At 59.6% G+C, this 10,345-nt stretch carries 10 protein-coding genes; 7 read left to right on the forward strand and 3 right to left on the reverse strand.

Annotated elements, in window-relative coordinates; all coding sequences use genetic code 11:
* The first annotated feature begins 24 nt into the window (after positions 1-24).
* From ACTQ3V_RS08035 to ACTQ3V_RS08045, 3 genes are read left to right on the forward strand one after another with little or no spacing between them, the layout of a single operon-like run.
* On the forward strand, positions 25-1,947 hold the full coding sequence (locus tag ACTQ3V_RS08035) for an NAD(+) synthase (RefSeq protein WP_441467070.1): 1,923 nt from the start codon (positions 25-27) through the stop codon (positions 1,945-1,947).
* Between the two features lie 18 nt (positions 1,948-1,965).
* Positions 1,966-2,622 carry a VanZ family protein gene (locus ACTQ3V_RS08040; RefSeq protein ID WP_441467071.1) on the forward strand — a complete coding sequence of 219 codons (657 nt, stop codon included), beginning with the start codon at positions 1,966-1,968 and terminating at the stop codon, positions 2,620-2,622.
* Between the two features lie 6 nt (positions 2,623-2,628).
* A complete protein-coding gene (locus tag ACTQ3V_RS08045) occupies positions 2,629-3,465 on the forward strand; it encodes a prephenate dehydrogenase (protein ID WP_441467072.1) in 837 nt (278 codons plus the stop codon).
* A gap of 60 nt (positions 3,466-3,525) precedes the next feature.
* On the opposite strand, the gene ACTQ3V_RS08050 is transcribed toward ACTQ3V_RS08045, so the two are convergent.
* Entirely contained in the window at positions 3,526-3,960 is a 435-nt protein-coding gene (locus ACTQ3V_RS08050) for a hypothetical protein (RefSeq protein WP_441467073.1), read from the reverse strand.
* Positions 3,961-4,104: 144 nt separating this feature from the next.
* Here ACTQ3V_RS08050 and spoVAC point away from each other — a divergent pair, with 144 nt between their 5' ends.
* The 4 genes from spoVAC (at position 4,105) to ACTQ3V_RS08070 (ending at position 6,969) form a co-directional block, all read left to right on the forward strand.
* The gene (gene spoVAC / locus ACTQ3V_RS08055) at positions 4,105-4,557 is read left to right on the forward strand and encodes a stage V sporulation protein AC (protein WP_441467074.1); all 453 of its coding nucleotides are present in this window, start codon (positions 4,105-4,107) and stop codon (positions 4,555-4,557) included.
* Positions 4,554-5,570, forward strand: a complete 1,017-nt coding sequence (locus ACTQ3V_RS08060; protein ID WP_441467075.1) for a stage V sporulation protein AD — start codon at positions 4,554-4,556, stop codon at positions 5,568-5,570. The genes spoVAC and ACTQ3V_RS08060 overlap by 4 nt, the downstream gene beginning before the upstream one ends.
* Positions 5,571-5,575: 5 nt before the next feature.
* Complete coding sequence (spoVAE, locus tag ACTQ3V_RS08065) at positions 5,576-5,932, forward strand: stage V sporulation protein AE (protein WP_441467080.1); 357 nt, start codon at positions 5,576-5,578, stop codon at positions 5,930-5,932.
* A gap of 68 nt (positions 5,933-6,000) precedes the next feature.
* Positions 6,001-6,969, forward strand: a complete 969-nt coding sequence (locus tag ACTQ3V_RS08070; protein WP_441467076.1) for a tRNA dihydrouridine synthase — start codon at positions 6,001-6,003, stop codon at positions 6,967-6,969.
* 43 nt (positions 6,970-7,012) lie between these two features.
* On the opposite strand, the gene ACTQ3V_RS08075 is transcribed toward ACTQ3V_RS08070, so the two are convergent.
* Together ACTQ3V_RS08075 and ACTQ3V_RS08080 are read right to left on the reverse strand one after the other, a co-directional pair.
* A complete protein-coding gene (locus ACTQ3V_RS08075) occupies positions 7,013-8,386 on the reverse strand; it encodes a penicillin-binding transpeptidase domain-containing protein (RefSeq protein ID WP_441467077.1) in 1,374 nt (457 codons plus the stop codon).
* The gene (locus ACTQ3V_RS08080; protein ID WP_441467078.1) at positions 8,387-10,138 is read right to left on the reverse strand and encodes an FtsW/RodA/SpoVE family cell cycle protein; all 1,752 of its coding nucleotides are present in this window, start codon (positions 10,136-10,138) and stop codon (positions 8,387-8,389) included.
* Positions 10,139-10,345 lie beyond the last annotated feature (207 nt).

The raw sequence follows: 10,345 nt of genomic DNA on the forward strand, positions 1-10,345 counted from the left end.
TGAATTATCTGGAGGAATACTGGAATGCAGGATGGATTTGTCAAAATCGCTGCCGTAACGCCCGATTTGCGGGTGGCGGACTGCGCCTATAACGCTTCCGAAATCATAGAAAAGGCTAAGCAGGCCGCCGCCAAGGGCGCGCGCCTGATTGTGTTCCCCGAGCTTTGCCTGACCGGCTACACCTGCGGCGACCTGTTTTTGCAGGAAATCCTATTGACCGGCGCACTGGACGCGCTCGAAACGGTCTGCCGCGAGACAGCGGGGCTGAAGGCCGTTGTGCTGGTCGGCCTGCCGCTGCGCGTGCGCGGCAAGCTGTACAACTGCGCCGCTGTTCTGTGCGGGGGCGAGATACTGGCTTTTGTTCCCAAGCAGCACCTGCCGAACTATTCCGAATTTTATGAGCAGCGCCACTTTGTTTCCGGAGAATTGCTGGATGATATGGAGGGCGTAACCGTGCGGAACGGCAGCGGCGAGGCCGTTTGTGTGCCGGTTGTGACCGGACAGGTGTTCACCTGTGAGGACGCGCCGCTGTTCACCTTCGGCGTGGAGATTTGTGAGGACCTTTGGGTGCCCAATCCGCCCTCTACCATGCTGGCGCAGGGCGGCGCATATATCATCGCCAACCTGTCCGCTTCGGATGAAATCATCGGCAAAGCGTCTTACCGCCGCGACCTCGTGCGGCAGCAGTCCGGCCGTCTGCTGTGCGCCTATCTGTACGCGGACGCGGGCTTTGGCGAATCCACGCAGGACTTAGTGTTCGCGGGACACAACCTGATTGCGGAAAACGGCGCGCTGCTGGCCGAGAGCCGCATGTTCACCCACGGCATCACTTATGCCGACATTGATTTGCAGCGTCTGGCGCACGAGCGGCAGCGCATGAACACCTTCCGGCGTGTGCCGACGGGCGAATTTTCCTTCCGTCTGCCCCTGTCGGACTGTGACCTCACCGACCGCAGCTTCCCTCGCACCCCGTTTGTGCCCGCAAGCAAGGCGCTGCGCGACGAGCGATGCGAGGAGATTCTGACCTTGCAGGCCACCGGTCTTGCCACCCGTCTGCGCCATACGCACGCGAAAACCGCGGTGATCGGCCTGTCGGGCGGACTGGATTCCACGCTTGCGCTTATTGTTGCCGTGCACGCCTTTGACATGTTGGGACTGGACCGCAAGGGTATCCTCGCGGTGACCATGCCCTGCTTCGGCACGACCGCGCGCACGCGCGGCAACGCGGAAAAGCTGGCGGACGCTTACGGCGTGACGCTCCAGACTGTGGACATCAAGGCCGCGGTTGACCAGCATTTTTCCGACATCGGCCAGAGCAAGGACGACCTCTCGGTGACGTTTGAAAACGGGCAGGCCCGCATGCGTACACTGGTGCTGATGAATCTTGCCAACAAGCACGGCGGCATGGTGGTCGGCACAGGCGACCTGTCCGAGCTGGCGCTCGGCTGGGCGACCTACAACGGCGACCATATGAGCATGTACGGCGTCAACGCCTCCATTCCCAAGACGCTGGTGCGCTATCTGGTGGCCTACGAGGCCGACCGCGCGCTGGGCGAGCTGAGCGACGTGCTGAGCGATGTGCTCGATACACCGGTGTCCCCTGAGCTGCTGCCGCCCAAGGACGGCGAAATCAGCCAGAAAACCGAGGATTTGGTCGGCCCATACGAGCTGCACGACTTTTTCCTCTATTATATGCTGCGCTTCGGCTATTCGCCGCGCAAAATTTACCGCATTGCCCGTAAAACCTTTGCGGGCGCATATGACGAGGCGACCATCAAGAAATGGCTGACTACTTTCCTGCGCCGTTTCTTCTCGCAGCAGTTCAAACGCTCCTGCCTGCCGGACGGCCCCAAGGTCGGCACCATCACACTGTCGCCTCGCGGCGATTGGCGTATGCCGTCGGACGCGAGCGCCGCGTTCTGGCTGCGCGAAGCAGAAAACCTGTAAGAAAGGGAATAACCTGTTTTGAAAACCCTGATTCGCAGGCTGGCGGTCGTTGCGACCGCCGCCCTGCTTTGCTTTAACCTCTATTACGAGCTTGCGCCGGAATATATCGTCGGGCCGGAGCAGAAATTCGCATTCGCCGCGGCGTTTGTCGTGCTGCTGGGCACCGCGCTGTTCTACGGCGTACCCAAAGGCGCGCGCAGCAAACGGCGGCACGACTATATGCTGCTTTTGTTCTGGTATTACCTTTGGGTGCTGGCCAATGTCTTGTTTTTCGACAACGCCTTCGGCCGCGGCATTTCCATGCACGCGCGGCTGGACGCGGTCAATCTGGAGCCGCTGCGCACGATTAAAAACTACCTGATTGCCTACGGTTACGGCAACATTTCGCTGCGGCTGGTGATCTTAAACCTGTTGGGCAATCTGATTGCGTTTGCGCCGATGGGCGTGTTTCTGCCCGCGCTGTTTCGCTGGCAGCGCAGCATCTTTTTCTTCACGGCAACGCTTACGCTTGGCATCACGGCGGTCGAGGTGGCACAGGTCTACACGGGCGCAGGCTCGTGCGATGTGGATGACCTGATACTCAACCTCGCCGGTGCGCTGATTGTGTTTATTATCTGCCGCATTACCCCCATTTGGCGGCATATCTGCCGCGTAAATCCCAGAAATAAGGAGTGATCCCCTATGTTTGACACCGTACTCATCGCAGGACTCGGTCTGATGGGCGGCTCGATGGCCAAGGCCATCAAGGCGCGCACGCTCAGCCGTGTCCTCGGCTGGAACCGCACCCGCCGCACCGCCGAACAGGCGCTCGCAGACGGCTCGATCGACGCGATCGCCACCCAAGCGCTCTATAAGGAAGCCGATCTGGTCATCATTGGCCTGTATCCACAGGCGACGGTGGACTGGCTGCTGGAAAATATGCCGAAACTCAAAAAAGGCTGTGTCGTGGTCGATATGGTCGGCGTCAAGCAGTTTATGGTTGAGCATCTTGAGCAGGCCGCACTCGACGCGGGCGTGCACTTTGTGGGCGGACACCCGATGGCGGGCCGCGAATTTTCCGGTCTGGATTTTGCGCTGCCGACGCTGTTTGACGGCGCAAGTATGATTTTCGTGCCGACGAGAAGCAGCACCGAGCGCGTGCTCGAGCAGCTGGAAGCGTACTTCATGTCGCTCGGCTTTGGGCAGACCGTGCGCTGCACCGCCGCGCAGCACGACAAGATGATCGCGTTCACTTCGCAGCTGGCGCATGTCGTGTCCTCGGCCTACATCAAAAGCCCGGAGGCGGACAAGCACAACGGCTACTCCGCGGGCAGCTATAAGGATTTGACGCGCGTTGCCAAGCTCAACGAAACCATGTGGAGCGAGCTGTTTTTGTGCAATGCTGAGCCGCTGGCACAGGAAATCGACGAAATCATTCGGCATCTGGACGAATACCGCCGCGCCATCCGTGCGGGCGACCGAGAAACACTGACCGCATTGCTGCGCGACGGCCGCGAGCGCAAAGAAAGATTGGGATAACAAAAAAACCGCCCTTCGGAGGCGGTTTTTTTGCTGCCGAACATTCCTGTAAGGATTGGTTTACAGAAACTCCCGCATTTGGTTTGCCAGCTGCTCCTCCAAATGGATGAGCCGCTTGGTGATATCCTTGGTTTTCTCGCTGGCGGCCTTGTATTGATTGAGGTATCGGTTCAGCGATTTGACACCCATGTTGCAGCCGTCGGTCATCAGATCGGCAACGGTGTGATCGGATTCATCCATGCCCAGCTTAACGTTGGTTTTCATCCACGACATACCTTTGGCGATTGGATTGGGCTCCTTGCCGTCGTCGTGATATTCGTCCAGCAGCACCTGTATTTCATCCTGCAATTTGATATGCTCGTTTCGGCATTTGTCCAAATGCTGCCGAAGCGTATCACTTTTGATATACTCCAGCACCTCGTCAATGGATGCCACGCCCATTTTGATGCCCGCGTCGCACTCGCGCAGCAGCTTAATCGTATCCTGCTCGACCATAGTTTGCTCTCTCCTTTGCTTTTCCGGGATGCAATCAGTATGCGCAGTAATATGGGGTTCATGCTTGCGCGCAATCTTTTGCGCGGGATGGATAAACTGCCGTCTTTTGCACAAAATAGCACAAAAACCGGAAGGAGCATGATTATGAAGCTGGATAAGCAGAGTTATCAGCGTCTGCTGGAACAGAAAAGCCCGCCGTCGCCGCTGCCGCTCGACTGCCTGAAGGCGTTTCTGTTTGGCGGCGCGATCTGCACAGTGGGCGAAGCGGTGAGCAACTTCTGGCAGTGGCGCGGACTGGATACCACGGATGTGGCCGCTGCAACCTCGATTACCATGGTATTTCTCGGCGCACTGCTCACCTGCCTGCATCTGTATGAAAAGCTGGCCAAGCACGCGGGCGCGGGTACCATTGTGCCGATTACCGGCTTTGCCAACTCGATTGTTTCGCCCGCGATGGAATTCAAAAGCGAGGGTCTGGTGCTTGGCGTAGGCGCAAAGCTGTTCGTTATCGCCGGGCCGGTGCTGACCTACGGCATTTCAGCCAGCGTAATCTACGGACTGCTGCTTGTGCTGCTGGGAGGGGGCGGCGGCGCATGATCGAACACATTGGGCAGCGCACGCTGCACCTGACGGGCCGCCCCTATCTCATCGCGCACGCGGCTGCGGTCGGCAAAAAGGAAGGCGAAGGTCCGCTCGGCGCGTATTTCGACTTTGTTACCGAGGACGACCGCATGAAGCAGAAGTCGTGGGAGTTGGCGGAAAGCGCGCTGCAAAAGACTGCAATCAATCTGGCACTGCACAAAGCCGGGCTGCAAAAGGGCGATCTGGATGTCATTCTTGCGGGCGATTTGCTCAATCAATGTACCGGCTCGTTCCTCGCCTCGGTCGATTCGGACACGCCCTATCTCGGACAGTACGGTGCGTGCTCAACCATGGCACAAGGGCTGGCGCTGGGCGGCTGTCTGGTCGAAGGGGGTGCCGCGCGCCGTCTGCTGGCTGCGGCATCCTCGCATTTCTGTTCGGCAGAGCGGCAGTACCGCTTTCCGCTCGCCTACGGCGGCCAGCGTGCCCCAACCGCCCAGTGGACGGCGACCGCCGCAGGCGCAGCCGTCCTGAGCGCACAGGGAACGGGACGCATCCGGGTGACGCATGTGCTGTTTGGTAAGATGGTCGAGATGGGCGTGAAGGACGCAAACAACATGGGCGCGGCAATGGCGCCCGCGGCCTACGACACCATTTCCACCCTGCTTTCCGACCTCGGCGCGCAGCCAACCGACTTTGACTGCATCGTGACCGGCGACCTCGGTCATGTGGGGGCGGACCTTCTGCTCACGCTTTTGCGCACGGACGGCATCGACCTTTCCCCTGTTTACTCGGACTGCGGCAGTCTGCTGTTCGGGGACGAACAGGACGCGCATGCGGGCGGTTCGGGCTGCGGCTGTTCGGCGGCGGTGCTGTGCGGGCCGCTGCTGCGCGATATGCAGGCCGGCAAGATGCGGCGGCTGGTGTTCGCGGGTACGGGCGCCATGATGAGCCCGACCTCGGTGCAGCAGGGCCAGCCGATTGCCGGTATCTGTCACGCGGTTGTGATAGAAAGGAGCGACACATGAACTGGATGGAATACGTCAATGCCTTCTGGGTGGGCGGCGCGATCTGCGCGATTTGTCAGGTGCTGATTGACCGAACCAAGCTGACCCCTGCGCGCATTTTGGTCAGTCTGGTGGTGCTGGGCGTGGTGCTGCAAGCCTTCGGGCTGTACCAGTCGGTCGTGGACTATGCGGGCGCGGGCGCGACCATTCCTCTTTTGGGATTCGGCTACTCGCTGGCCAAGGGCGTGGCGAAAGCCGTGGCCGAAAGCGGCCTGCTGGGTGCGTTCACCGGCGGCGTGACGGGCGCGGCGGGCGGCATCGCGGCCGCCATTGTGTTCGGCTGTCTGTTTGCGCTCATTGCGCGGCCCAAATCCCGCTCTTGAGATAGTCTTGCGGACAAGGGCAAACCCCGATATAATAGACAGCAGAACGAAAAGAACGAGGTTTGCCCATGCACTACTATTTTGCCCCGATGGAGGGCGTGACCGGCGCGGTTTACCGCCGCACGCACCACGAATATTTCCCGGGGATTGACAAATATTTTATGCCGTTTATCACGCCGACCACGACCGAGCGGTTTACGCCGCGCCAAAAGAGGGATATTGCACCTGAGGTCAACGCAGGCGTACCCGCCGTGCCGCAGCTGCTGACCAAATCCGCCGCGGATTGTATCTGGTCGGCGAACGCCCTGACCGATATGGGCTACGCGGAGGTCAATCTCAACCTCGGCTGTCCGTCCGGCACGGTAACGGCAAAGGGCAAGGGCGCGGGCTTTTTGGCTGACCCGGATGCACTCGACCGCTTTCTGGACGCGGTTTTTTCGTCCACACGCGCACGCATTTCCATCAAAACGCGGCTGGGGATGCACGACCCGGCGGAGTTTGCGCGTCTGCTCGAAATCTACAACCGCTATCCGGTCGCGGAGCTGACCATTCATCCGCGTGTGCGGCAGGATTTCTATAAGGGCACGGTACGCGAGGCGGACTTTGCCGCTGCGCTGCCCCGCTGCCGCATGCCGGTGTGCTATAACGGCGACATCGTAACCGAACAAGACGCGCAGGCTGTCGCCGCGCGTTATCTCAATTTGCCCGCTGTGATGATTGGACGCGCACTGATTGGCGACCCCTCGCTTGTCACGCGCCTGTGCGGCGGCCCGCGTGCGGACCGCGACAGGCTACAGGCCTTTCACGATGCGCTGTATGCGCGCTACTGCGAGGCTTTCGGTGACGCGCGCATTGCCATACTCCGCATGAAGGAGATCTGGTTCTATCATCTGAACCTGTTTGAAAACAGCGAAAAACACGGTAAACGGCTTAAAAAGTCCACCGACCTGCGCGCCTACGAGGATGCGGCGGCAGCCGTCTTCCGCGATCTTGCGGTGCGGGAGGATATCGTTCCCGGCTGGTTTCATCCGGCATAAAAAGCAAATGGCTCTCTTCCGTTTTGGAAGAGAGCCATTTTTATTAGTATCCCTTTTCGACCGCCGCGGTCAGCACCTTGGAGGCTACCGTACCTGCAACCGACGAACCGCCGCCGCCATTCTCCACCAGAACGATGAAAGCATACGGCGTGGCCTCGTCCCGCAAAAAGCCGGTAAACCAAGCGTTCGGCGTCTGATCCGGACCGACCTCCGCCGTACCCGACTTGGCGCAGATGTCCATACCCGGGAAACGGTCCTGACCATAGGTCGCGATGACGTTGTTGTGCATCATGTCCGAAATGGTCTGCGCTGTGTCCGCCTCAATCAGTTTGGAGGACTTGTGCGCAAAGTACAGACCGGTCGGCAGGCCGTAATCCGTAGTTGTCCGTTCAATCAGGCGCGGCATTGCCGCCTTGCCGCCGTTGGCAATCGCACCCATATACAGCATCATATTGATGGGGCACATGGTGTCCTCGCCCTGACCGACGCCTGCCCATGCCAGCTGATTGTCGTTGCCGGTAAAGTTGAAATGTCCTTCCGAGGTGTTGATGCCGTCGACCTTGATGGACTCGGTCAGGCCCGCCGCGTCGGTATATTTCTGCATGGTATCGCCGCCCAGCTCGACTGCGAGCTGACCGAATACGCCGTTGCAGGAGTTGGCGAGCGCATCCTCGATATTCTGTTCACCGTGCGCATAGGGACAGGTGACCACATCGCCGCCGATTTCCACCGAGCCGGTGCAGTTCCAGCTGCGGGTGAACAGGTCGGGCAGATTTTCGATGGCTGCATTCAGCGTAACCACCTTGAAAATCGAGCCGGGAATCGAGTTGGCCGACAGCAGACGGTTGACATACACGCCGTCCCATGCCGGGTCATCCGGGTCGATGCTCGGCGGGTTGGCAGGGTCAAAGGTCGGGGTCGAAACCATGCACAGAACCTCGCCCGTCTTGTAGTTGTACACGCCTACTGTGCCGCGCATGCCGCCCAGCGCCTGATAGGCAATGTTGTTGAGATAAGCGTCGATGGTCAGATACAGGTTGTTGCCCGTGCCGAGCGGCGAGTATACGCCGGTCAGCAGATTATAGCCTGACAGCTTATCCGCGAACGCGGTCAGCGCGCCCGCGCCGATGTTGCCCGCAGGGTCGCCCACCGCATGCAGCGTCGCGCGGCGGATGTCGCCGTCCGGGTAATAGATACGGTTGCCGTTCTCGTCGAGCGTGGAAAGCACGTCGCCGTCCCGGTCGAGGATGGTGCCGCCCTTGAGTTGGCCGGAGTTGCTGTACAGATGCCGGTTATAGGGATAGGAGGCCCAGTCGCCGCCGTCGAACACGAACTGGAAGCAGAAAACCGCCAGTCCCAGCCCCAGAAGCGCCGCCAGAATCAGGCAGAACACCCCTCGTTTTTCAATTTTCCGCATTTAGTCCACCTCCCCGCGCAGTTCGCGCCGCGAGGGCAGCTTAACGGCAAAGGACGCATTCTGCCGCGTGTCGGTCGCCTTGAGGAAGGCGAGCATGCCCCATGCCGACAGCATGGATGAGCCGCCGTTGGAGACAAAGGGCAGGGTCACGCCCGTAAACGGCAGGATATCGACCGCGCCGAACACGTTCAGGCAGGTCTGGAACACCAGCAGGCTGGTTGCGGCGCAGGCCGCAATCGTGTAAAAGCTCGACCGGCCCGCGCGGCATGCGCGCACCGCGAACACCGCCAGTGTAATGATGCACAGGATGGTAAGAATTGCGATAATGAGGCCCCATTCCTCGCACAGCATACCGAATACAATATCGGTGTCGGCTGCGGCCAGACCGGACAGCCAACCCTTGCCCGCGCCCACGCCGATCATGCCGCCGGACGCAGCTGCGGTCAGCGTATGGGTTTGCTGGAAGCCCGCGCCGTACACATCCTCCCAGATATGACCCCAGGAGGAGAAGCGAGCGGCAACGTGCCCTTTGACAGTCAGCAGCACCATGCCGCCGGCGAAGCAGCCCGCGCAGATTAAGCCGAGCGTTGCAAAGTCGCCCGAACGCAAAAACGCAATCACAAGGAAGGTGACGAAAAACACCAGCGCCGTACCAAAGTCGTTTTGCAGTGCCAAGCATGCGCCGCAGATACCGGTTAGGCCAATGAACATCCATAGGTTGCGTTTGTTAAACAGACGGTCAAGCGTGGCGGCGCCTGCGAAAATATAGCAGATCTTAGCCAGCTCGGAGGGCTGAAGCGACATGCCGCCCAACCGGATCCATGCTTTCGCGCCGCCCTGACTCGAGCCAATCAGCAGCGTGATGACCAGCAGGCCGACCGCCGCCGCGCCCATAAACCAGCGCACCTTTTGCGCGCGTGTCAGGTCGCGCAGGAAAAAGCCCAGTATGAGAAAGATTGCCAGCCCCATGAGAATCGCGATGAGCTGCTTGGGCATCTCATCCGGTACGGTTGAGCCTGTGACAGCCAGCGACAGCGTACATAGGAAAAAAGCAATGGTTTCCATCTCAAAGCCGATACGCCGGAACGAGCGCAGGATGATGAAATAGCCCCAGCACACCAGCGTCAACACCAGAAAGGTCAGCGGAATGGTGACCGTTGCCTTATCTCCCGCCGCCACAATCAGCTGCAAGGTCGTCAGTACCTGAAACAGTGTGAGCAGCACCAGCGAACCCCACATGCCCGCCGGACGTCCCTCCATCCGGCGCTCGACCATCTGATCGCGTTTCTCCTCCACCGAGATAGGGATTAGCATGGTCGGAATCCCGGCGAAAGTCACGGTATCCCCATCCTCGACCACCGCATATTCGTCCACCGGCAGGTCGTTGACCGTCACGCCTCCCTTGGAGCCGAGATCATATACCGTCCAGCTGCCGTCGTCCTCACGGATAAGGGCGGCGTGCTGCCGCGAAACCGAAGGGTATTCGATCTGCACATCGCATGAGGGCGCGCGGCCGATGATGTTTTCCCAGTGGGTGATGGGCAGGCGCACGCCGTTTGCCATCGCCAGATAGCCCCAGACCTCGTCCGGGTGCTTTACCTTCCAGAGCGAGCGGATCGCACCGACCAGAATCATCAGCGCAAGAATGGGAAACACAAAGCGAGCCACTGTTGTGTACCATGCGCCGACCAACGGATTTTCTGCCAGAAAACCGGTAATCATGTCGAGCAGGCGCTGCAAAGCGTCGGTCATGTTGTTGTTCCTCCTTTCGGAATCAATTCTTTAACCTTTATATTATAGCACAGCTTGTCAAGGAACGGATGAACCACCGGTAAACGGCGGGAATGTATGTAGGTTTGTCAAACATATTGGACAGAGAACTCTAAGGGAGAAAACCAACCTAGAGGCCTCATGGGAAAGTTGTTGGAGTGGCGATTATGGATAGCGAGCTGCTTGGCG

The sequence above is a fragment of the Candidatus Agathobaculum pullicola genome (assembly GCF_052117205.1).
Lineage (GTDB): Bacteria > Bacillota > Clostridia > Oscillospirales > Butyricicoccaceae > Agathobaculum > Agathobaculum pullicola.